General features: G+C 38.4%; 24 protein-coding genes and 1 riboswitch. Of the genes, 6 read left to right on the forward strand and 18 right to left on the reverse strand.

Annotation, left to right across the window (positions count from 1 at the left end; all coding sequences use genetic code 11):
• Nucleotides 1-26: 26 nt before the first annotated feature.
• Nucleotides 27-1,430 (reverse strand): MocR-like pyridoxine biosynthesis transcription factor PdxR, encoded by a 1,404-nt coding sequence (gene pdxR, locus MKY06_RS20235; RefSeq protein ID WP_029323867.1) that lies wholly within the window; start codon nt 1,428-1,430, stop codon nt 27-29.
• A gap of 112 nt (nt 1,431-1,542) precedes the next feature.
• On the opposite strand from pdxR, the gene MKY06_RS20240 reads away from it, so the two are divergent.
• On the forward strand, nt 1,543-1,941 hold the full coding sequence (locus MKY06_RS20240; RefSeq protein ID WP_098288254.1) for a GNAT family N-acetyltransferase: 399 nt from the start codon (nt 1,543-1,545) through the stop codon (nt 1,939-1,941).
• Nucleotides 1,942-1,970: 29 nt separating this feature from the next.
• Here the strand turns inward: MKY06_RS20240 and MKY06_RS20245 are convergent, their stop codons facing one another.
• The 4 genes from MKY06_RS20245 to MKY06_RS20260 form a co-directional block, all read right to left on the reverse strand.
• Complete coding sequence (locus MKY06_RS20245) at nt 1,971-2,810, reverse strand: GNAT family N-acetyltransferase (RefSeq protein ID WP_289917703.1); 840 nt, start codon at nt 2,808-2,810, stop codon at nt 1,971-1,973.
• Nucleotides 2,811-3,050: 240 nt separating this feature from the next.
• Nucleotides 3,051-4,454, reverse strand: coding sequence for an alanine permease AlaP (alaP, locus tag MKY06_RS20250; protein WP_013058652.1), 1,404 nt, complete (start codon nt 4,452-4,454; stop codon nt 3,051-3,053).
• A 317-nt stretch (nt 4,455-4,771) separates the two neighbouring features.
• A complete protein-coding gene (locus tag MKY06_RS20255; RefSeq protein ID WP_016765258.1) occupies nt 4,772-4,930 on the reverse strand; it encodes a DUF1540 domain-containing protein in 159 nt (52 codons plus the stop codon).
• A 100-nt stretch (nt 4,931-5,030) separates the two neighbouring features.
• Nucleotides 5,031-5,369 carry a hypothetical protein gene (locus MKY06_RS20260; protein ID WP_013058653.1) on the reverse strand — a complete coding sequence of 113 codons (339 nt, stop codon included), beginning with the start codon at nt 5,367-5,369 and terminating at the stop codon, nt 5,031-5,033.
• A 69-nt stretch (nt 5,370-5,438) separates the two neighbouring features.
• A riboswitch (SAM riboswitch) is annotated at nt 5,439-5,540 on the reverse strand.
• Nucleotides 5,541-5,661: 121 nt separating this feature from the next.
• On the opposite strand from MKY06_RS20260, the gene MKY06_RS20265 reads away from it, so the two are divergent.
• Entirely contained in the window at nt 5,662-5,958 is a 297-nt protein-coding gene (locus tag MKY06_RS20265) for a hypothetical protein (protein ID WP_013058654.1), read from the forward strand.
• Between the two features lie 12 nt (nt 5,959-5,970).
• Here the strand turns inward: MKY06_RS20265 and MKY06_RS20270 are convergent, their stop codons facing one another.
• The 6 genes from MKY06_RS20270 to MKY06_RS20295 all read right to left on the reverse strand — a co-directional run bounded on the left by MKY06_RS20270 (nt 5,971) and on the right by MKY06_RS20295 (nt 11,684).
• A complete protein-coding gene (locus tag MKY06_RS20270; RefSeq protein WP_029323874.1) occupies nt 5,971-6,417 on the reverse strand; it encodes a GNAT family N-acetyltransferase in 447 nt (148 codons plus the stop codon).
• Nucleotides 6,418-6,500: 83 nt separating this feature from the next.
• Entirely contained in the window at nt 6,501-6,941 is a 441-nt protein-coding gene (locus MKY06_RS20275; RefSeq protein WP_013058656.1) for a hypothetical protein, read from the reverse strand.
• Between the two features lie 110 nt (nt 6,942-7,051).
• Nucleotides 7,052-8,041: a glycosyltransferase family 2 protein gene (locus MKY06_RS20280; protein ID WP_063672536.1), complete on the reverse strand. Its 990-nt coding sequence runs from the start codon at nt 8,039-8,041 to the stop codon at nt 7,052-7,054.
• Nucleotides 8,042-8,053: 12 nt separating this feature from the next.
• Nucleotides 8,054-9,739 (reverse strand): DUF6044 family protein, encoded by a 1,686-nt coding sequence (locus tag MKY06_RS20285; RefSeq protein WP_053487671.1) that lies wholly within the window; start codon nt 9,737-9,739, stop codon nt 8,054-8,056.
• A gap of 38 nt (nt 9,740-9,777) precedes the next feature.
• A complete protein-coding gene (locus tag MKY06_RS20290) occupies nt 9,778-10,200 on the reverse strand; it encodes a GtrA family protein (RefSeq protein ID WP_029323880.1) in 423 nt (140 codons plus the stop codon).
• A 158-nt stretch (nt 10,201-10,358) separates the two neighbouring features.
• A complete protein-coding gene (locus MKY06_RS20295) occupies nt 10,359-11,684 on the reverse strand; it encodes a metallophosphoesterase (RefSeq protein ID WP_035439110.1) in 1,326 nt (441 codons plus the stop codon).
• Between the two features lie 221 nt (nt 11,685-11,905).
• Here MKY06_RS20295 and MKY06_RS20300 point away from each other — a divergent pair, with 221 nt between their 5' ends.
• Nucleotides 11,906-13,291, forward strand: coding sequence for a protoporphyrinogen oxidase (locus tag MKY06_RS20300; protein ID WP_098279120.1), 1,386 nt, complete (start codon nt 11,906-11,908; stop codon nt 13,289-13,291).
• 473 nt (nt 13,292-13,764) lie between these two features.
• On the opposite strand, the gene MKY06_RS20305 is transcribed toward MKY06_RS20300, so the two are convergent.
• The 4 genes from MKY06_RS20305 to MKY06_RS20320 form a co-directional block, all read right to left on the reverse strand.
• The gene (locus tag MKY06_RS20305; RefSeq protein WP_029323886.1) at nt 13,765-14,616 is read right to left on the reverse strand and encodes a VOC family protein; all 852 of its coding nucleotides are present in this window, start codon (nt 14,614-14,616) and stop codon (nt 13,765-13,767) included.
• A gap of 202 nt (nt 14,617-14,818) precedes the next feature.
• Nucleotides 14,819-15,757 carry an MBL fold metallo-hydrolase gene (locus tag MKY06_RS20310; protein ID WP_057273886.1) on the reverse strand — a complete coding sequence of 313 codons (939 nt, stop codon included), beginning with the start codon at nt 15,755-15,757 and terminating at the stop codon, nt 14,819-14,821.
• A gap of 24 nt (nt 15,758-15,781) precedes the next feature.
• Nucleotides 15,782-16,708, reverse strand: a complete 927-nt coding sequence (locus tag MKY06_RS20315) for a DMT family transporter (RefSeq protein ID WP_098804421.1) — start codon at nt 16,706-16,708, stop codon at nt 15,782-15,784.
• A complete protein-coding gene (locus MKY06_RS20320) occupies nt 16,705-17,187 on the reverse strand; it encodes a GNAT family N-acetyltransferase (protein ID WP_029323892.1) in 483 nt (160 codons plus the stop codon). The genes MKY06_RS20315 and MKY06_RS20320 overlap by 4 nt, the downstream gene beginning before the upstream one ends.
• Nucleotides 17,188-17,407: 220 nt before the next feature.
• Between MKY06_RS20320 and MKY06_RS20325 the strand changes: the two genes are divergently transcribed.
• Nucleotides 17,408-18,028 (forward strand): LysE family translocator, encoded by a 621-nt coding sequence (locus MKY06_RS20325; protein ID WP_013058667.1) that lies wholly within the window; start codon nt 17,408-17,410, stop codon nt 18,026-18,028.
• Nucleotides 18,029-18,305: 277 nt separating this feature from the next.
• On the forward strand, nt 18,306-19,739 hold the full coding sequence (locus MKY06_RS20330; protein WP_029323894.1) for an alanine/glycine:cation symporter family protein: 1,434 nt from the start codon (nt 18,306-18,308) through the stop codon (nt 19,737-19,739).
• Between the two features lie 63 nt (nt 19,740-19,802).
• On the opposite strand, the gene MKY06_RS20335 is transcribed toward MKY06_RS20330, so the two are convergent.
• On the reverse strand, nt 19,803-20,255 hold the full coding sequence (locus MKY06_RS20335) for a CBO0543 family protein (RefSeq protein WP_029323896.1): 453 nt from the start codon (nt 20,253-20,255) through the stop codon (nt 19,803-19,805).
• Between the two features lie 157 nt (nt 20,256-20,412).
• A complete protein-coding gene (locus tag MKY06_RS20340; protein WP_013058670.1) occupies nt 20,413-21,378 on the reverse strand; it encodes a bile acid:sodium symporter family protein in 966 nt (321 codons plus the stop codon).
• Nucleotides 21,379-21,668: 290 nt separating this feature from the next.
• Here MKY06_RS20340 and MKY06_RS20345 point away from each other — a divergent pair, with 290 nt between their 5' ends.
• The gene (locus MKY06_RS20345) at nt 21,669-22,775 is read left to right on the forward strand and encodes a mechanosensitive ion channel family protein (protein ID WP_013058671.1); all 1,107 of its coding nucleotides are present in this window, start codon (nt 21,669-21,671) and stop codon (nt 22,773-22,775) included.
• A 40-nt stretch (nt 22,776-22,815) separates the two neighbouring features.
• Here MKY06_RS20345 and safA read toward each other — a convergent pair whose 3' ends face one another.
• Nucleotides 22,816-23,439, reverse strand: coding sequence for a SafA/ExsA family spore coat assembly protein (gene safA, locus MKY06_RS20350; protein WP_078082276.1), 624 nt, complete (start codon nt 23,437-23,439; stop codon nt 22,816-22,818).
• Nucleotides 23,440-23,519: the final 80 nt, after the last annotated feature.

The following is a 23,519-nucleotide window of genomic DNA, read 5'->3' on the forward strand; positions in this document are numbered from 1 at the left end:
TTTAAAGAACTCTTTAATTTCACTTCTTATTGGACGAACCAAGCTTTAAACAGCGAATCTATGCCCGTTTTTATCTCTTCGTCAGACAGTCCAGCAAATCCAAGCAATACATAGGGCGTGTTGTTATCACCGGCACTATGATAATAAATAGACGTTGGATAAATCGTTACCCCTTGCTTGGCAGCTGCTTCTATTAGTTTCTGCTCACTCATTCCATTTTTCACCTCAAGAAGAATATGCAAGCCTGAATGTTCTCCAATAACATCTACATGATCTCCCATAATAGTAGTCAAGCAATCTAGCAGCAGCGCTTGTTTTTTACGGTACGTTGTTCTCATTTTATTCAAGTGACGTTCCCAGTGCCCTTCTTTCATAAACAGCAAAAGCGTATGCTGATGAAGCCTTGAAACAGGCTGTTTAAAAAGTCCACAGTGCTTCACATAGCTTGTACGAAGCCGGTGTGGCAGCACGGCATAACTTATTCGAAGAGAAGGCATCAACGATTTTGAAAACGTACCCGTATAAATAACGCGATCGTCTTGATCTAATCCTTGAAGGGCCGGAATCGGTTTTCCTTTATAGCGAAATTCTCCGTCATAGTCATCTTCTATAATATAGCTGTTCGTTTCTGCCGCCCACTCTAGTAGTTCAAGTCTTCTTGCTATCGGCATGACCATCCCAATAGGAAATTGATGAGACGGCGTAATGTACACCGCATCCGCTCCGCTTTCTTTCAGTTCCTTCACTTTCAAGCCAGAATTATCGAGAGAAATAGGGATAACTGACATGCCTTGTTCTTGAAAAACGTGCCTCGTTCGGTGAAAACCCGGATTTTCAAACCCAATTATTTTTTCTTTCCCCAACGTGACAGAAAGCAGCCACATAAGATACTGCGTACCTGCACCTATCACAATTTGCTCCGCCGTGCAGCGCACTCCTCTTGAATGATAAAGATACGCTGCAATTTCTTGGCGAAGAAGCAGTTCGCCCTGTGGATGTCCGCTGTAAAAAAGCTGGCTTTCATCATGATAAATAGTTTGAACCGTTAGCTTTTTCCACGTGTTATACGGAAATTTTTCTACGTCTACCTTTCCATGGCTAAAGTCAATGACAGTTGATTTCCGTTCTTCTTGCGGTAAAGAGACATAGGCGGGAGGCAGTTCTTGAAGCACAACTTCATTTTTTATCTCTTTTACAAATGCCCCTTTCCTGGCTAGTATCTCGATATAGCCCTCTGCTTCTAACTGTACATAAGCTGCTTCAACCGTATTTTGGCTAATGCTTAAATGAAGAGCTAGCTTTCGTTTAGAAGGCAGTTTTTCAAGAGGCGGAATGGTACCTTTTTGAATTTGTTTCTTTATGTAGATATAAAGCTGCATGTATAAGGGATCTGCTTTTCTTTTATCAAGCAAAGGCATTAACTCTAACATAGTGTTCTTTCCTTTCTAACTGATACTATTAAATTCACTGTTTCTGACACTTACTCTCAGTTCAGGTTCTTCATATACTGGACTATATCTTATAAATCAAGGAGATGACGCAATGACTATCACTTATAAAACCAACGTCTCAATCCGTGCGGAACAAGCTGCTGAAGTATTTGTACATTCCGGTATTAAACGTCCTGCACAAGACCTTGATCGAATTCAAAGAATGCTTGATCATGCTTCTCTTACTATCACCGCTTGGAACGACAGCGAACTCATTGGCATAGCCAGAGCGTTAACAGATTTTAGCTATTGCTGCTATTTATCGGATTTAGCTGTTGTAAAAGATTATCAAAATCAAGGAATCGGTACACAGCTAATCAAACACGTTCAATCAGAAATCGGCGAAGAAGTCGCGCTGATTTTACTTTCCGCTCCTTCTGCTATGAACTACTATCCAAAAGTCGGCTTTCATCAAATTGATAACGGATTTAAAATTGATAGAATTCGGTAGACGCGAAGAAAGGAGCTTCTCCTTTCTTTTTATCCAAACGCCTGAGCTGCTATAGCAAAAAGATTGCCCTGTCTAGCAGGTAGGGGATTGACACCATACGCCATAACAGGAGGCTCATTTTGAAGCTGAAATCCGTGATTTTCCATAAGTTTCTTTAACGTTTCCTCATGAGAAGACAGGTCAATTCTCAGCTTTTCTTTGTAATTCTTCGCTAGTTCATCAATGACTAGCATTGCTGCTTCAGCGTTTGGAGCAACTACAGGACCAATCACGATATTGCTTGGGGTACGAACCGCAAAACCATAACCCGTCATTTTATTTTGTTCGTTTTGTAAGACAACTGCTTTTTCAGCTTGCTGAATTCTACTTTTTAAAAATAGCTTTCTATTATCTCCAAATGCTGCTTCATCAAGCTTTACAACCTCTTTGAAGTCCCTTCTCGTTAAGGATCGTGTATAAACCCCTGAAGCTTTAAATGCTCTTGGTATGTATTCACTGCTTATATATTTACTTACATAGTCCACGGTTTTAAACCCTGCTTTTTTATATAAGTGCTCACCTTCTTTTGTCGCAATTAAGTAGGCATTCACCTCAGGGGAAAGAGTTTGCAAACAGTGCTTCATGAGCTGCCCGGCTAACCCTTGTTTTCGGTAATCTTTTCTCACAATTACCATTCCTATAAAAGCTGACTGATTTTTATACAAAATTACTGCTACGCTTGATACAATGTTACCTTTCTCATTTCTATGACCAAATACGTCTCCAGATGAAAAAATCGTATGTAAATCCGCTTCGCTATAATCCCATTTTTCCAACTTAGATAGCACTAGCAAATCCTTTATGTCTTTTTCACTAAATCTTTCTATCATTTCTGCCTATTTCCTCCCAACTTTTCGATGCACTGTACGGCGTTAAAAAGCGTAAAACTAACATACTTATCCACTTTCAATTACCACTTAATCATTAACGAATTCTCTAACTAAATAGTACAGAATAAATAGAATATTTTCTACATTATTCATACGTACCAATGATCCCTTAAAACAAACTAATCATTCGCACATAAACTAATGAAAAAAGACCTCTTTCCAAGAAAGAGGTCTTTTCTTTTATTTCACTAGCTTTTGCTCAGCTGCAGCTGAACCTTGACTTCGTTTGTGGAATCCTTTTGCATAGTACGCGATAATAAGACCGATAAACCATAATGGTCCGATGACAACTGCAATTCTAGTATCTGGATTATATGCCATGAGAACCACCACCAGCGCTAGGAACGCAAGTGACACATAAGATGTTAACGGAAATAAAGGCATTTTATATTTCAGCTTTGCCTCTTCACCTGTTTTTAACGTTTTGCGATACTTAATTTGAGAAAGCAAAATAATTCCCCATGTCCAAATCGCACCGAATGTTGCAATGCTTGTTACCCACGTAAATACTTTGGCAGGCACAATGTAGTTTAACGCTACTCCCACTAATAAAGCACCCGCTGATGCTAAAACAGCTTTTCCCGGTACGCCGCCTTTTGTAAGCTGGCCGTATCCTTTTGGTGCTTCTCCGTGCTCTGCTAAGTTAAACAGCATACGGCCTGTACTAAAAATACCGCTGTTACAAGAAGAAAGAGCTGCTGTTAGCACGACAAAGTTAATAATACCAGCCGCCGCTGGAATGCCGATTTTTTCAAATGTTAATACAAAAGGGCTTCCCTGTGAACCGATTTCTTGCCACGGATAAATCGACATAATGACAAATAATGCACCAACGTAGAAAATAAGAATACGCCAAAAGACAGAATCAATCGCTCTTGCTAGAGATTTTTCCGGATTTTTCACTTCTCCCGCGGTAACGCCGATCATTTCAATTCCTAAATATGCAAACATGACCATTTGCAGCGACAGCAAAATGCCTTTAAATCCGTTCGGGAACAGTCCGCCGTTGTCCCACAAGTTTTTGATACCAGTCGCAACGCCGCCGTTGCCGATTCCAAACACAATCATTAATAATCCAACGGCAATCATTAATACAATCGCTAAAATTTTAATAAGTGCAAACCAAAATTCCAGTTCACCATATGCCTTAACAGCTAAGAAGTTAACCGTTGTCATGATAACAAGCGCCGATAACGCCCAAATCCAGTTTGGTACATCCGGATACCAATACCCCATATAAATACCAACGGCTGTAATTTCAGCCATACATGTTACAACCCATAAAAACCAGTAGTTCCAACCTGTTAAATAACCGGCAAGCGGCCCTAAGTAGTCGCGTGCGTACTTACTGAATGAACCTGCAACAGGTTTTTGAATCGCCATTTCTCCAAGTGCTCTCATAATAAAAAACATAATCATTCCGCTAAATCCGTACGCCAATAATATTCCCGGTCCTGCTAATTTAATAGCAGATGCAGATCCAAGAAACAGTCCTACCCCTATGGCTGCTCCTAAGGACATCAGCGTCACATGTCTTTCTTCTAACCCGCGTTTCAATTCTTTCCCCTGAGTTTTCCCCTGCATAAACGTCTCCCCTTTTTCCAATCTGTCAAAACGAGATGAACACAGCCTTTTTTGTTAGCGCTTTCATATAAGTTTGTGCTAAAAGACAGCTAGGCTGTATATTTGTATTCTATCACCTTTCTCTCACTTTTCTTTTGTCGAAAAACAAAAAAATTATCTTATCATTTTGTTTAAACGCACAATTAGACATAGGCCCTGCTATTTTAATATGTATTTATTATTGCACTTAAGCAATAGTATTTTAAAAAAATAGAAAAACGCCGACTCAACTCCGTCAGCGCATCGTTCATTTTATGCTTTTTTATAAAAACTAGCATTTATCTCGCGGGTTCAAAAGTTTTACAGCCAGGTTCTTCCGTTTCAGAAACATGGTGACTACTTTCAGGACTCACAACGTAAATGGACTCTGCACTGCATTTATTTCCGGATTTCCAATACATGCACTCATTCACTTCACATAATACACCTTGGGCCACTGTTATCCCTCCTTTGCTTGTCTTATCTATTTACTACCCGAAATATAACGATTCTAACATTTTCACGCAAAAAAACCGCTTGTTTATCAAGCGGATCTTTTTATTGCGTGTGTTCAACATACTGTTTTTTAGCTAAATATAACTCACGGCTCAGCGTGATCCGCCGTTCTCTCAAGTGCCTTAATTTAGTCTGAAATTGTTCGTTAGTTGGCTCTTTTTGAATCAAGCGATACGTAAAAGAAATATCTTCATTTAACTGTTTAAAATCTTCCCATATCTCTTGAACTAGGGCGGATTGTTTTTCTTCAAATGAACGATTTTGCTGCGTTTTTAGCGCAGCTAAAGTTTCCTGCTGCCACGTTTCGTCTTTTATTTCTTTGGCTAATAAGTATAGATCTAAATAATCATCAGTGCTTAACGCTGTTTGTCTACTGTTCAATGTCCTCACCTTTTCTATACGAAATGTTTCTTCCTAAGAAGAGGATTTCATCATAGAAAAAGATTCCTCTTCTTATCTGTCAGAGCTAGGCTATGCTGGAATTAGCACCATTCAATAATTGTGGTTGCTGAGGCTTCAAAGGGCCAGTCCCTCCACCTCTCTAGATAAGAATATTTCGTTTTTAAATTATTTCTGGCTATTCTAATATGTTTTATAGGTTACGTCAATAGCTTTTCAATAAAAAGAAAAAAGAAGTAAAATATGGTATGATTTCATAAAGGATGGTGAGCACATGAAACGATATATGTTATCTGCTTTTTTGGGAAGCTTGCTGCTGCTTCTTACTATTGCTTTTTCATCTACTTTCCATATTGCAATTGTCAAAACAACGGGAAGCATCGGAGGAATTATTTTAGCTGCGGCAGCTTTAGTTATGAACGCGCTTGAAGATCCCCCTTCCTCAGATAATACAGGTGGAGGAGCCGTTGAAGTACTAGATAAAGGAGCCGTTTGGGCTACTTATTTACTTTTACTTTCACTGCCAAACCTCATCGCGTGTATAACATCTTATGTTTTATGGACTCGCTGATATTCACCAACGTTACGGACGTTTTACCATCTGTAAGGTCATTGATATTTGTTTATCTACAAATCCAAGGTCACGATACACATGCTGTGCAAAATTCCCAGCATGAACGCTGAGTCTGATTTCAGGGTATCCTTTGATAGACAATTCATCAATTGCTTTTTGTATTAACGGCTTGGCTAAACCTTGCCCGCGGTATTCCGGTACAACATATAATTCGTAGATAAAGCCAATTTCTTCTTTTGAAAAGAAGTCGGTAGATGGGCCGATAAGAACCCAGCCTGCGAGTTTATTTTCTTGTCTTGAAACTAAATAATAACAGCCTTTTTCAAAGGCACTACCAACTAGTTCATTTACGCGTTCAGCTGACGGATGAAACTGCTTCATTGTTCCTTCAAACAGCGCATCAGCAGATTTCGTCCGAATTTCCTGTAATTCTTCTTCAGTAGCTTTTGCAATCATTATCGATCTCTCCTTTCGTGTTCGTTTTCTACATGCGAGGATAAATTCCTGCAAAATAAAAGTCTTCGCCTAGGCGAAGACTTTTATTTAAATTCAAAATGCTCTTGATGATTACCTTGTTCGTCCGTCCAGTTGATCATGATGTCTAAGCTTGCCGCTTTTCCAGGAACAGCAAAATTCGCATAGCGAAAACGCTGACCGCTTTTGCTTAAGTTAGACCTTTCAATAGGAGAAAACAAGCTGTATTTCGCCTTATTTTTTCCTTCGTGCCGAAAAGCTTGGACCTGCACGCGCTCTACGTCTTTTCCAATGTTTTCAACGGTTAATCCATATGTATGATAGACGTTATTTTTCCACTTTAGCTGATTATCTCCCGTCATGCTCGCTTTTGTCAGTTCAACCGACCATTGTTCAGATGATTTCTTCATTGGAAGCTTCTCAATCGAAAGAGCGCTGACATGAATGGCTGCAAAAGCAAGCCAGACAAAACAAAAAGTGCTGACTGTATAAAATAGTCTTTTCATAGATTTTGATCTCCTTAGAAATTTTAGTAGTAGCATTTCCTGTTCACTTAAAAATTATGATAAACGCTTTAACAAAAAAAAACCTCTCCATTTAGGAGAAGCTTCTTAAATTAATGCATAAGCAAATCTTTTTGTTTGTCTAATGAGTGTTTTGTATATAAATCTCTTTCAATCGCATATTTAGGACGCTGTTTCACTTCGTTAAAAATCTTGCCAATGTATTCTCCGACAAGACCCATTCCCATTAGCTGCAGGCCGCCTACAAGCCAAATGGATAAAATAAGAGACGTCCAGCCGATTTGCGTATGATCTAAATATTTTTGAATCAGCGCATAAATACCAAACGCAATACTAAAGAGAAAAGAAGCTCCTCCAAGCAGCGTCAATAAGCGTATCGGCGCTACGCTAAAAGATGTAATCCCATCGAATGCAAAAGCAAGCATTTTCTTTAACGGATATTTTGATTCGCCCGCCGTCCGTTCTTTTCGGTCATATGTGACTTCCGTGGAGCGAAATCCTACTAATGGTACAAGGCCTCGTAAAAAGACGTTTCCTTCTTTATATTTCATGAGTTCGCCAAGAGCACGTTTGCTCATGAGACGAAAATCAGCGTGATTTTGAACGAGCTGAATTCCTAGCTTATTCATAAAATGGTAAAACCCTACTGCCGTGGTTCGTTTAAAAAATGTATCGGTTTCTCTGCTGTCTCGAACACCATATACGACTTCATACCCGAGCCAATATTTCTCCACAAAGGTACGAATGACGCTAATATCATCTTGCAAATCTGCGTCAATGGAAATGACGCAATCAGATTGCTTATGGGCTGCTTCTAGTCCTGCGAGCAAAGCATTTTGATGTCCTACATTTCGCGCTAGCTTTAACCCTTTTACAAATAAATTGCTGCAGCTTTCTTTTTCAATAAGCGACCACGTGCTGTCTTTGCTTCCATCGTCGACAAATAAAATGGTGCTTTCACTCGATACAAGACGTTCATTTATCAGTTCTTTTATTACAGTAGTTAATTGAAAAGATGTCTCTGTGAATACTTCTTCTTCGTTGTAACATGGAACAACAATCGTTAAAATAGGTCTGTTCATGTTATTGCCCCCTTACTTTGCTTCATATACATACACTTTCCAAGCGGACTGTTTATCGTTAAATGCTTTTAAAAAGTGCAAACCGTCACTTTCAGCATTTTCGATTGGAACAGCTGAAAAGATATAGCGACCGCCCATTTTCTTAAATTGGCTGATATTAAGCTGCAAATGACGGATTTTTTTCGTTGAGTCTTTTCGGTAATCATATTTTTTCCCTAGCTCGCTAACAAACACATAGCAGCGGTTGCCCCAGTGATCATAGTAGCTTTCTAACTTTTTATTTTTATCAAGCTCTTTGGCAATGATTTTGCGAAACTCATGTTTATAAGTTAACGGATAGAAGTTGTTATACGTATCTAGCGTATAAAAGCCGTTATACTGAGCAATTGATGGATGAAGCCCAATGCTTGCTACCCGATAAGATGATTTAGGTTTCCCTATATATCTGCTGATTTCATCGAATTGATGGACAGCATAAAATTCTTTGACTGACGGCTCGTGATTGTAGCGATAATAAAGCTCAGGGTTCGCTATAAATAACACAAGCAGCTGTAAAACCAAACACACCCACACAAACTTTTTCCACGCTTTGCCCCGCTTCCATAAAACATAGCCGCCAACGGCAAACATCAAATAAATAATGAGCGGGCGTAAAAAATGAAATCTAGCAAAGTTAAACGTATTTAAAAGCTGAAATTTTTCTTTTAGCGGCTCCCATCCTTTATAAAACCAAAACGCATACCAAATCGACAGTAGTAGATTAAGAACAAATAACTGCAAAAACGTTTTTTCAAGCTTTCCTTTCTGATTGCGAGCGACAATCCACAGTACAATAAAAGAAAGCGGTAAAATGACAAAGGTATGAAGCGTCATTACATGTGTATGCCCAAGCGTATAGTTCTTCAAAGTAAGGCGAATGGAATGTCCGAAACTTAGAGTAGAGCTTAAAAATTCATTTCGACTCGTCGGGGCCTCCGGAAACAAAAGAGAATCAACAAGCCGGTATTCAATGAGCAGAAAGACAGCGGTCATCGCTGCAATACTGCTTAAAAAAGGCATATTCCACGCTCGTTTTTTTACTGCATCTCTTAGCCATAGCAGCCCCATCGCTGCTAAAAAGAAGAAAAACCCTAGCACAAAGCTCGCGTAAAACGGAAGCAATAAAAGAGTAAGCCATTCCTTCCACGTTCCTTCGCGGTTTCGAATGGTTAAAAACGCCCACAGCGCCAGCGGCTGTCCTAATGTACTCAGCATCCCCGAAGGCCAAAAAGGAGTAAGTGCAAAAGCAAGTGATACAAGCACTCGAATCGCATAAGCATCCTTGCTTTTGATAAAATGCTTTTTTAATAATAAGTACATTCCAATTAAAGCAAATACGCGCGTGATCGTTTGACTCAGGCTGTATGCAAGCATGGTCGGGAATAAACCATACAGCCACTGAATACCGCTAAATTCTGTTCCAAACGTATTCCTCGGCAATCCGTTAATAATTTGAGGTAATACGGCATGACTGGAGCCAAACAGCTCTCCGCTTCGATGCAGAACTTTATACCACGTAATATTTGAGTCTAAATTATCGTGCACGCGTATATGTGAATTTTCCCCAAGCAAAAACATAGGGGATACATACGCAAGCAGCAAAAGGAAAGCGATAATAAGCAATGTTTTTTCTTTATTCATAGCTGTTTCTTTCTTCATCTGTTAACACCTATTTCCCTTTTCATAATTACTAGAAGCTACTCGTGTATGACGGCTGCTTCTTTTTTTGCATTAAATACAAAGTATTTTTGACCCGTATAATTTAAAAGCGTATACAGACCTGTTCCAATCAATATACCGACGTCTTTTTTGAACGGACGCACAGCAGCAGGAAGTTGGTGCAATAACCAGCTGGAGAACTGCAGTCCAATATAGTAAGATAAACCGTAGCAAACGCCAATAACCAAAATAAAACGCAGTATGCTTTTAGATAAATGAACTCCGCTTTTAAACGTAAATATTCGATTTAATACGTAGCTAACGACTGCCCCCGCTGCGTTGCCCACAAACGTTGCTGCCCAGTAATGATGAAAGATATGAAGCAGCACATACATAATGGAGAGACCTACTCCTGTATTGACCAGCCCTACTACTAAAAAACGTACAAAAGATCCTTTCATACAAACTCCTTTTGATTTTGATACTTTCATGAAAATTACATATTATTACTTTAAATACAGTTTCAGTGTAGCAACTCCACTTAAAAATCTAATGAAAATAACATTAAAAACAGATGAAAAAAAGTTAAAAGAATCAATAAAAATCAGGATTCTTTTAGCTATTTAGTAGAGCCTTCAATGATTAATTTTTGGTCGCTTTGATTGTCAAACGCATCCACTGCCGCTACTTCTATTTGATACGCAGTATGAGGCTGCAAACCTGATAACGGGAGACTTAGAACATCCGGAACAGGATCGCTGTAATATTGAGAAAATGCATTATATGTTTTGACCGCTTCTCCAGTTTCTTTATTTTTGACGGTAATGCGATAAGAATGAACCATCAGATTATCCACCGCTTGCGTAAACTGGATATAAAGCTGATTCGATGAAGCTTTTTCTTGTATAACAGAAATAGTAGAGCTTGGAAGAAAAATCGGTTTTACTAAATCTCGTTCATTCGTGTAGTGAAATTTTTTTGAATCTGCAGGTATGTCAATTTTCCACGCTTCTCCTGTCCACTTATTTGCGTGAAAATCTCGCCTTTTAACTACTACTTTTCGATTATAAACCTCTACAAGAAGACCTTGACTCACATCTCGGTAGCCAGGAGGAAGTTCACCTTGTAAATATCCAGCACCAGGCCATATATACCGAACAGAAGACGTTGCAAGAGATGTAAAATCTCTTTGAAAAATAGTACGAGGATCGTCCAACGGATGGTGGGTATGACCAGAAAATGTAATGACTTGCGGATAAGGTTTTAACGTATTGTAAAGAAGCTGTTCATTCACTTCTATCCCCCATCTGTTTTTCCCGTACAGTGTATTGTTAATAGGCTGATGAATAAAGACAAAAATCGGTTTTTTAGGATCGTCTCGCTTTGCTATCTTCAGCTGTTCTCCAAGCCAGTTAATTTGTTTGATTGAATAATCACCGGCGGTCAGACGGCTTTCTGTTCCAAGCATGATAAAATGATACCCTTTTATCACTTGATGAAAATAAAGAGCTTTCATTTTGGTTTTAGATAAAAAACGCTGCTGCGCTTGCTGATTAGTTACGCTGTCCCGGTATTCATGATTACCAATTGTAAAAAGAGATACGGCCTGCGGCTGTTTATTTTGATTATAAATAGAAAAAAAGCGGTCGTATTCTTTTAACGCGCCGGTATCAGCCAAATCTCCTACTACTACAAATGCATCTTGTTTCGGTGCCTGTTCATTTAATTGCGTTAATGCATGTTGAAAAGTACGCAAATCAAGCGTTCCTGTTTCCTTAATATGAACATCACTGATCACAGGAAAAACTAGCTTTGGTTCGATGTATCCGCTTCGTCCGCTCTTCTCTTCGGCTCGTACGTTTAAGGTAATACCGCATATAAGAACACTTATTAATACTAAAGCGAGCCAGTCTTTTTTCAGCGTTTCCATAAAACCGCCGAGCATGATGCTTCCTCCTTTCTTCACTGCTGCGTCTCAGTCATTTTCTCTACGTGTATGAGCTTTTATTTTATGTAATTTCAAAATATCTAATCGTATAGTTTCAATATTTCTTTTCGTGTTTGCACACACTATGTTCACAATCAATTCATTACACTTTTCCTAGTCATAGTGGTATGATTTTCGTATATTACAGACTAATTGTTGAAAATGTAGGAGTGAATATTTTGAAAACGGTCGCTGTTATTGGAGGAGGAATTACGGGCTTAACCACTCTGTACTATTTGCAGAAACTAAAACGAGAACGTAATCTCCCGCTTAAATTATTATTACTAGAGAAACATTCCCATTTAGGAGGGAAAATCAATACGCGTGAAGCTGGGGAATTTATCATGGAAACAGGGGCGGATTCTATTGTAGCTCGAAAAGAAAATGTTATGCCCCTGCTAGAAGAGCTGCACTTAACAAACGATTTAGTCTATAACGAAACGGGCAAATCGTTTATTTACTCTGCTAATGAGCTGCTTCCAATTCCTGAAGATACCATGTTCGGTATTCCAACAAGCGTAGAATCTCTTTTTAAAAGCGAGCTGATTTCTTCAAAAGCTAAAATTACAGCTTTAAAAGACTTAATTACTAAAAATACAACGTTTACGAAAGACAGCTCAATTGGACTCTTTTTAAAACATTTTTTAGGAGAAGAGCTAGTAGAAAAGCAAATTGCACCTATTTTATCGGGCGTCTACTCTGGCGATTTAGACAAACTCACGATTTCTTCGACTCTCCCGTATCTGCTCGACTATAAAAACACGTACGGCAGCATCATCAAAGGAATGGGAGCCAATGAAAAAAAATTTAAAACGGCAGGAAATAAAAAATTCATTTCGTTTAAACAAGGTTTATCAACGATTATTCACCGCTTAGAAGAAGAGCTTTCTGATGTAACGATCTTAAAAGATACGCCAACCACCAGCATAAAACGGAACGGTGAACGTTACCAAATCAGTACGCCGGGGCAAGCCCATTCAGCGGATTACGTGGTGTTAGCTACACCGCACACGGCTGCTCAGCACCTGTTGAACGATCCCGAATTAAACGAAGACTTTGAGCAGTTAAAAGATTCTTCTCTAATTAGCGTGTACATCGGCTATGACGTTCCAGACGAATACCTTCCCGCTGAAGGCACCGGGTTTATTGCCTCTCAATCAAGCAACTTAATCGCCAATGCCTGCACGTGGACGAGCAAAAAATGGGCTCACACCTCTAAGCGAGGGAATTTGTTAGTTCGCTTATTTTATAAAAGCACGAGTCACTACTTTGACAGCCTGCGGCCGATGTCAAAAGCAGAGCTGCTAGCAGTGGCACAAAAGGACATTGAAAACAGCTTAGGGATCAAAGAGAAGCCCATTGAAAGCGACGTAACCAATTGGGATAAATTGATGCCTACCTATCACCTTAAACACGGTGAACTCGTACGCAGCTTGACTCAAAAATTGCATGACAAGCACCCCGCTATTACATTAGCCGGCTGTTCTTACTATGGAGTAGGCATTGCAGCGTGTATAACAAACGGTAAACAAACGGCTGAAGCTATCTCTCAACAGTTGACTTAAAAAAGGTTTAAAAACAATAAAAGGCCTGAAAATAATATATTATTTTCAGGCCTTTTATTACCTTTTCGTTAGCATATAAAGCTACTTTCCTTACTATTAACAACTCTTTTATCGCTTTTCTTTTTGCAAAGCAGCAGTAGCAAACAATACAAGATAGCGCTCGTCTGAAGTTAATCTAAGCCAATGTTTCACTTTATATCTCACAGGTTTCCGCTCCCTTCCTTCAAGGTTTTATATGAAAAGACTTTATATAAAGGTTCAATAACGATAAGAAATGATGCTTGATATGTATTTTATTCCCACGCCCGCTTATTTACAAACTTTTTTAAACGTAAGACTCTTCGTTTATTTCCCTGAAAATAACACCGTTTTCGCCATTATCATCTTACTATTTGAGAAAAACGTGTACATTTCTTTCCTATTTTGACGAACATTGCGATAAATAAAAGCTGCCAATTACGGCAGCTTTTATTTTAAAGGACTAATCTAATTATATTGCCTGATGGATCTTTTGTGATGAAATCTTGGTTTTCTTTAGACACAGCTGCTCCAATTTCACGAAGCTGATTTATTGCCTGCTCCCTTGCTTCTTCAACTGGAAAAACAAGTGTAAATGACTCTAAACCAACGCTGCTTTCAAGAGGACTAGGCGCTCCAATTCCATTCCAAACGTTTAGTCCGATGTGATGATGATAGCGCCCAGTTGAAATAAACAATGCTTGATTATGGTAATTACTCACAACCTCAAAACCTAATCCATTTCGATAAAAGTTTTCCGTTTGTCCTAATTCAGAAACGTGAAGATGAATATGTCCCATTAAGGTAGCTGAAGGTAATCCTGTCCATGGTTTACCGTTTCCTTCAGCTAATATCTCTTCTGCATCTAAAGGTTTTGTAGCCATTACTACTTCACTGTCATTCCATTCCCATGTACTTGACGGACGATCTCGATAAATCTCTATGCCGTTTCCATCTGGATCTGCCAAGTACAGCGCTTCGCTCACTAGATGATCAGACGCCCCTTGAAGCGGATAACCGCTATTTAACAAATGCTGCAGTATACTTCCTAAATCAGAACGAGTCGGCAACAATAGAGCAAAATGATATAAGCCTGTTGTACGAGGCTGTTTTGCTGTAACGTTTTCCGGCTGTTCAATCGATAACAGCGCGGTGCGTCCATCAGCTGTTAACAGAGCTTTGTTCTCTTTTCTCCCTAAAAGTTTAAACCCGATTATTTGCTGATAAAAAGCAAGTGAGCGCTCTAAATTTTCTACTTTTAAATTTACTTTCCCAACAAATACATGAGGTGCACGGTGAAAATTCATGATTATTTCTCCTTTTGAATATATCATTTTTTAATCGACTTACTTTATGTAACTTATTATATTTTTATAACTTTATTTCGTCAAGTTATTTATTTTACTATCATAACTTAAAGCTTATATCACTGCACAACCAATTGAATAAGCCCGGCTGCTCATAACATAGTATGAACAGTCGGGCTTATTTATCATTATGTATAAACTATCAAAACAGTTCTCTGCTTTTGCGTTTGATATTTCCATTAACAAAATACTGTATTCTCTCTTTTTGCTCATTTGTCGGCTTTTTATATGTTTCACATTCAAACTGAAAACATGCTTTTTCTAAATCGACTTCATTTCCTACAATTTCTCCAATCGCACTCAATTGGTTTAAATCTCGCCAAAGTTCCTCAGGAGTTTCAGGGTCAAAATGAGATGAGAGATAATACTGCGCATCATATTTTTTAAGCTCTCTCTGAATCCGCTCAAAGTCTTCTTTATCATAACTCCAGTCACCGCTATAAAAATCTGGACATAGACAATCACCTAAAAACAGGACTTTTTCTTGGGGTATGTAGACAATAGACGAGTCCTGCGCGTGTACTCCTCCAATATGCTGAATACAACAAGTGATTCCACCTAGGTCAACTTCCATATGATGATGAAACGTTACGTCTGGCTCCTGTAAAATTAACGCCTCTCGACTCGGCATTTCTTTCTTGATCATATCCCGGCAAAATTCAATTTCCTCCCCCTCCTGGACGCGTTTATCCAAGGAATCATCGTCCCAGCGCAGTGTCTTTAAATAGGCCAGCTTTTTCTTTGTTAAATGATGGCTGATTGTATACTTATTCATTGCATGAATGCCAAATGTATGATCCCAGTGCCAATGCGTAATAGCTACTCCTTTGATTGGAGGGACGCCCATTTTTTCCACTTCTTCTAAAAATGATGATGCATGCGCAGGAGAATTCCCGGCATCTACGATGAAACTATACTTCTCCCCGCAGATAAGCCCGAGGACCGGCCGATCCGTTTCTTCAGAATGAGGAAAGTAATAAACGTAATCCGTTAGTTTTTTCAGCATATTTACACCCGCTTTATATAGTTTAATAAAAGTCTCTTCACCAAATGGTAAATAATGATAAATAAACTGTATCATACTCGGTGCTGCTAGCCTATCCAATTAGCTGATATTGGACTTTTCTTGAAGAGCCGTGACTTTTTCTAGCTCTGCTGCTTTGTACTTTAAGAAGATCATCACACTAATCATCACAATCATTCCTCCCACTAACTGAGAAACAGTTGTCATTTCTCCAAGCAAGAAATAAGCGAGAATGATGGCACCAATTGGCTCGCCCAAAATAGCCATTGAAATCGTTGTAGCATCTACGTACTTTAACAGCCAGTTAAATAAGGCATGACCAAAAATATTAGGAATAAGTGCTAAAAGCAAAAAGATCCACCAATCTTTTATGTCATATTGAATCAGCGATACGTTTGTACAAATATTGTAGACAAATAGAACCAGGCCACCGATTAAAAAAACGGCGAAGCTATAGATGATTGAAGGCATTTTCCTGCATAATTCTTGCCCCGCCAGCATATGAACAGAAACAGCTACTGTACCTAAGACAGAAAGTAAGTCTCCGTAAAGAGCCGTTTTGGATACTCCGATATCTCCCGATGCGATAGTCACTGAGCCGCTAACAGCAATTAAAATGCTGATGATTCCTACTTTGCTTGTTTTTTCTTTAAATAAAAAATAAGCTCCTATCACTACGAAAACCGGCTCAAGCGCAGTCAAAATCATAGCGCTAGCAACTGTTGTATGTGAAAAAGACTCCATCCAAAACAGAAAGTGAAGCCCTAAAAACACGCCTGATACAGCTAGCATTAGCCATTCTTTTAACGTGCTGTTTTTAAAAAGAATTTTCATTTCCCTCCATGGTAAAAACGGTAAAAATAAAAGGACCGTAAACAGCAGTCTATACATTCCTAAAATAGAAGCAGGCGCTTGCGACCATTTAATTAAAATAGAAGAAAAAGAAACGGCTACTACACCGATTAAAAGAAAGACAGGAGGCGGTAAAGGAAGAGTTGATTTATTCATGCCATTACTCCTTTTAGAATCTCTTTTTTCATATTTACTACGGGAATATCCACTCCGTCTCTATGTACGATTTCTTTTTCCTCTATGTAAAAGCCGATTGATTCATACAAAGCTATATTACGAGAAACACTCATTCGCACCTTGCATGATAAACTTTCCTTGCCACACTCTTTGGCGTATGTTTCTAACCATTGAATAAGCTGTTTAGCCATTCCTTTTCCTTGAAAAGTAGGAATAACAGACAGGCGGTAAAAATATAAGCTCGTTTCTTCTAGCGTAAAACGCGCCATCGCTACCGGCTTATTTTCGACGTATAAAATGACAGCTTCTTTTCCGTGCTTTAACGATTGCATAATAGATTCTATCGTTTCATCAAGAGCACTGGACGGTGGGACAGAATCGCGATAGACGGAGAAGGCTTGCAGCATAAGATCGTGAACTATAGCAGCGTCCTCTGGCTGTGCTAAACAGTACTTCATAAATTTTACCCTCTTTCTATAAAAATTAAGTATATCGAATTATTATACAACACCACCTATTTTTTTCCTACATCTTTTATTGATTTTCATTAGGAGAAATAACCTCTTTTTATGCTTTTATGCCTTCTTAACTTTACTCCATTAATCTATTAATTCATTAGCACACACTCTTGAGAACTTTTTGTCGAAATGGTTAAAATTCTGTTGGGAGGGAATCATCATGACATTTTCTTGGCTTATACCTTACATAGCCGTGTCACTTATCATTGTCTTAATACCAGGACAAGACATGATTTTTGTAATGACACAAAGTATTGCTTCAGGCGTCAAAGCAGGCATCAAAACCGTATTGGGATCTATTACGGGAACCTTTGTACATACTCTTTTAGCCGCAGTGGGGCTATCTATTATCTTTCAAAAATCAATTATAGCCTTTACGATTCTAAAGGTTGTAGGCGTTCTGTACCTGCTGTTTTTAGCATACCAATCGTTTCGCGAAAAAAGCGGTCCATTGGAATTAACAGAAAACGTTCAGCAGCACCATCACTTTAGAAAAGGATTTGTTAGCAACTTAACCAATCCAAAAGTAGCTATTTTCTTCATCACGTTCTTACCGCAGTTTGTTAATTCGTCTCTTGGACATGTAAGTTTGCAGATGATTTTGTTTGGTATCATCTTTATCGCCGAAACGCTCATCATCTTTTCACTTATTGCGCTATTTGCTTCTGGCCTTGGGAAAAAAGTCAAAAAAAGCCGTATCTTTCAGCACACATTAAAATATGTAAAAGGAACGGTTTTTGGCGTACTTGGCCTAAAACTTTTATTTTCTAGCAACAATTAAGTAAAACAAAATGAAATTTCTTTCATCCCTGCTGTTATCGCCTTTTCATACCCGCTTCATTTGTCATATCACCCTATTTTTCCATGTGAGGTTAGTTGACAAAAGACCAAAATTATTATTTTATATATATATAAGGTTCAGATTTAGCAACAAGATTCGACAAGGATAATGAAGAAAAACAGCGGGGAAATAGGGAGATCTATCTAAATAGAGGGAAAATTCTATAAATTCACGTTTTTTATTATTATTCTACTATAATTCATGAAGAGGTGAAACTATGCAAGAAGTAGTTCAAGGTTTTGTTAGTTCAATCAACGAATTTCTTTGGTCCTACTTACTGATTGCGATGCTGATTGCATTTGGTTTGTTTTTTACATTCAGGTCAAAGTTTTTACAAATTCGGTTATTAAGAGAAATGATTCGTGTATTAAAAGAAGGTGCGGATAGCTCTTCTAAAGACGGAATTTCGCCATTCCAAGCATTTTGTATCAGTATGGCAGCCCGCGTTGGTACGGGGAACATTACAGGTATTGCGATTGCGATCGCTTTAGGGGGACCTGGTGCTGTATTTTGGATGTGGGTGCTTGCCGTTATCGGTTCAGCTTCAGCATTTATCGAAAGTACATTAGCACAAATATACAAAGTAAAAGACAAAGACGGCGGCTTCCGAGGCGGACCGGCTTACTATATGGAAAAAGGTTTAAAGAAGCGCTGGATGGGCGGACTGTTTGCTGTCTTAATCACTTTATCATTCGGCTTAATTTTTAATGCTGTACAATCGAACACGATTACTCTTGCTTTTGAAAATGCGTTCGGAACAAATCGTTTAGTGTTAGGAATTATTATGACAGTGGCTTTCGCTGCCATTATTTTTGGTGGAGTTAAGCGTATTGCAAAAATGTCAGAATATATTGTGGTAGTACTGGCTGTTGCCTACATTGGCGTAGCACTCTTTATTATTATTATGAACATTCAAGAGATGCCTTCTCTTATTGCGTTAATCGTAAAAAATGCATTTGGTTTCGAGCAAATTGCCGGAGGTTCTCTTGGAGCAGCTCTTATGCAAGGAATTAAACGCGGATTATTCTCAAACGAAGCGGGTATGGGTAGCGCGCCAAACGCTGCAGCTGCTGCAACAACAAGCCACCCGGTAAAACAGGGATTGATTCAAGCCTTTGGTGTATTAACGGATACGCTTATTATTTGTAGCAGTACTGCCTTTATCATTTTACTTTCAGGTGCTTACACAAATAAAAATTTAAGCGGTATTGAGTTAACACAGGCTGCTTTAAGCACTCACATTGGTTCTTGGGCAGCAGGCGCTCTTGCGATTATGATTTTCTTATTTGCTTTTAGTACATTAATTGGTAACTACTACTATGGAGAAACAAATATTGAATTCTTGAACACAAATAAAGCTTGGCTGATGACTTATCGTGTTGCTGTACTTGCAATGATTGTGTTCGGTTCTATTTCTCAAATTCAGCTTGTATGGGATTTAGCAGATCTGTTTATGGGCTTTATGGTAGTAGTCAACTTAATCGCAATTCTCCTGCTGTCAAAAGTTGCCTTTGCCGCACTCAAAGATTATCTTGCCCAAAAGAAAGCTGGAAAAGACCCTGTCTTCTATCAAGACAGCATTTCTGGACTTGATAATATTGATGCGTGGGATCATTCAAAAGATAAATCCAGCTCGAAAAAAGCGATCTAACAAAAAAAGCCGTGAATATTCACGGCTTTTTTTATTGTGCATATTTACTTCTTTTTCTTTCTTCTAGTGAAGCAGTCTAAGACTAACCAAATACCTATAGTATAAATAAATCACGCTGTACGGAATCCAGTAGGAAAAAAATGTCCAGCCGAGATTCCACCCGTTTCCGTATATAACTCTTTCCATATGCACATACGTTCCTTCTAAAAATGTTGTAAACAGCGCAATAAGAAAAATAAAAAAATAAGGTTTTCCGATTCGCTGGATTAAAAAAATCATATAGCTGGCCAATACAGGATAGACGCCTAAATTAAAAGGCAGCGCCTCTAATGCTTCATTTTCTAAAGAAGTGCGGAGTTTCCAAAAGCCATAATAACTTCCTAATTCATTGACAATGATTGCTAAAATGCAAAAAGCAGTTCCTACTAAAGGCATTAAACGACGATTTTTAGGATGTAAATAAAGTGTGCCAAAAATCCAAGGTAAAACAAACCCCAGCGCTATATTGATAAGCAAGAATATCCGACCTTTTTCTTTCTAGTATGCCACACCGTTTCTTTTTCTAATCATCTCTTTATCTTGAATGCAGCAAGCGTAAAAGCACCTTATCTCTCATCATTAAAACAGAGTGCTTACTTTATGATTACTGTGGTTCGTCCCTTGCTTCTTCCATTTATTTTAATGAAACAAATTCAGCGTCTTTTTTCTGGTAATAGTTTTGAACTAAACGCCCTGATAAAGCGGCTAATACCTGCTGAAATAACATCCCTAGTACGACGGGTACAGCAACGGGAGCTGGAAAATAAGATACCGCTAATACGGCTCCGGCGCTAATATTTCTCATGCCCCCGCAAAACGTAAGCGTCACAACTTTTGCTCGGTCCCACCTTAGCCATTTACCAATCATCCAGCTAAAGAAATAACCAGCTGAACTCATTAAAAAGACGATCACGATGATAAACAGCAGTTTTTTATCGATATGTTTTAAATAAGGGGCAATCACTCCCCCGTTTACCATGACCATCACACTTAACCCTATTTTTGAAACAGGTGCCAGCTTTGGTCCTAATGTCTGCTTAATTGTTCCTTTTGTATATTGATTTAAGCACATGCCTAACAGAGATGGAAGGACAATCATAAAACATAAATCTTTGACTAGCTTTAGCGCTTCCAAATGCACGGTGTCTCCAACCACCAATAAAAGCGTATAAGGAACGATAAGCGGCGCTAAAAGAGTATCAATTAAAATAATGGACAGCGCAAGAGGAATGCTTCCTTTGTAAATAGAGACCCATATAAAACTAGTCACTCCGGTTGGAATAATCGCTGCTAGTAAAAGGCCCGTGCTTGTAAATACATCATGCGGAAAAATCACCTGGCCAACGCTCCAAGCCCACGCTGGCATAAAAATATGTAAAACAAACAGGGCCATAACGATTGGAAATGGACGGTGTATGGTGGCGTTTAACTGCTGAAAATTTGAGTTTAAACTTCCAGCAAACGTCATTAATGCAAAAAGCCATGGAATTAAAAAGGTATACTGACTCAGTGACGAACCGATAAGCACTCCTATGAGTAAGCTGACCGGCGTAATAAAGGGCATCAATTTTTCTAGCATTCTATTTAATTGACTTAACAAAGCTTCTCCCTCCAACGAACGTTTTAAATAAATAATAAGATAAATTAATGTTTATAATATCACCTATTTATTATACAACTTATTTTCAGACTATTGTCTGTCTCTTTTACTAAAAAGAGATATATTCATAATTATCACTTAAATAGATTTACGGGTATTTTTATGCTATTTTAATAGGGAAGAAGCTTTTAAAAAGCATGAATTTAGGGTACAGTACACTCTACATAGAAATGCTTTAATTGACGGATATAAATGAACTGTAGCACAGTTTTGGTAACTAGGAGGATTGTATGGATTTTTTGAAGTCTCTGTCATCTTTAGATGATTGGAAAAAAATCGTGATTGCGATTGGGATCTTTCTGATCTTTTTAATTCTTCGCAAGCTGTTCACGACTTATTTGTTTAAGTTTATTATTGGTTTTGTCAAAAATAAAAAAATCAATTTAATTACGAGCGTTTTAGAAGCTTTTGAAAAGCCGCTGCGCTGGATTTTTGTGATTATTGGTTTCAAGCTTGCTCTTCCCTATCTTCCCTTTGATGTTTTAACAGCCGACACGGAAAGACATTTAGTTCGTTCAGCTTCTGTTGGCCTTGCAGGATGGGGCTTGTATAATTTAGCTGCTTCTACCAATTTATTTTTTGCAACGTTTGCCAAAAGCTTTGATATCCAAGTGGATCGAATCATTATTCCTTTTATTGAAAAGTTCATCCGCATCGTTGTTGTTATGCTTTCTATATCCATCATCGCAGAAGAATGGGGTTTTAACGTAAACGGCTTTGTAGCGGGTCTTGGGTTAGGTGGTCTTGCTTTTGCCCTAGCCGCAAAAGACACCGTTAGTAATTTATTCGGCGGAATTGTGATTATTACCGAAAAGCCTTTTACTATTGGAGATTGGATTAAAACACCGAGTGTTGAAGGCGTTGTAGAAGATATTACGTTTCGAAGCACCAAAGTTCGAACGTTCGCTCAAGCAGTCGTAACGGTTCCAAATGCTACTCTTTCTAATGAGCCTATTATCAACTGGGCTAAGATGGGAAAACGTCAAATTGCCTTTCATTTAAACTTGAATTATAATACACCAAAAGAAAAGTTAGAAACCGTAGTGACAAGAATTAAAAAGATGCTGACGGAGCACGAAGAAATTCACAATGAAACGATTCTTGTGAATTTTGACGGCTTCTATGAATCTAGTCTAAATATCTATCTGTATTTCTTTACAAATACAACCGTTTTTGCTGATTATTTAGATGTAAAAGAAAATATAAACTTCGAAATTATGGACATTCTTGAAGAAGAAGGCGTAGAATTTGCTTTCCCTACGCGCACACTCATCGTTGAGCAGGACGGAAAGCTTTCTGGCAATCCAAAAGAATTTCTAGAAAGTGCTCGAAGCTAAAAAAAGCTGACTACTAAGTCAGCTTTTTTTCCTTTCTTTTTTAGTTTGAAATGAACATTTGAGTCCAGTAATGGCCGTAGCTTCCACCTTTAGCGTAACCTACTCCGATTTCGGTAAATTGACTCGATAGTATGTTTTTACGGTGACCTTCGCTATTCATCCATGCGTTAACCACTTCTTTTGGAGTTGCTTGTCCAGCAGCGATATTTTCACCTGCTGTACTGTATGTAATACCAAAGTTTTTCATCATGTCGAACGGACTTCCATATGTAGGCGATGTATGACTAAAATAATTTTTATCAATCATATCCTGCGATTTATAGCGAGCAACGCGAGCTACTTCCCAATTAGACTTTAAAGGCTTAAGTCCTACTTTAGCACGTTCTTGATTCACTAGCTGAACCACTTGCTCTTCGTATGAACTTCCTGCTTTATCGGTTGGAATAGTAATTTTCTGTCCCGGATAGATCGAATTAGGATTTTTAATAGCAGAATTCGCTTCAATCAGCTCGGAAACGCCAACCTGATATTTTACTGCTATTTTCCACATCGTATCTCCCGATTGAACGGTATGTACGGTTGCTGCTTGCGCAGTGTTATTAAGACCAAAAGCTAGAGTGACAGACAACAGTGTTACTAATAAAAGTTTTGATAGAGTTTTCATACTTTTATTAAAGCAAATTGATTTCAAGATTCATAGCGGTAATATTATCCCTTAGTTCCATCATATGACTTTATCATCTT

It is taken from the genome of Priestia sp. FSL P4-0332, assembly GCF_038005845.1.
Taxonomy (GTDB): domain Bacteria; phylum Bacillota; class Bacilli; order Bacillales; family Bacillaceae_H; genus Priestia.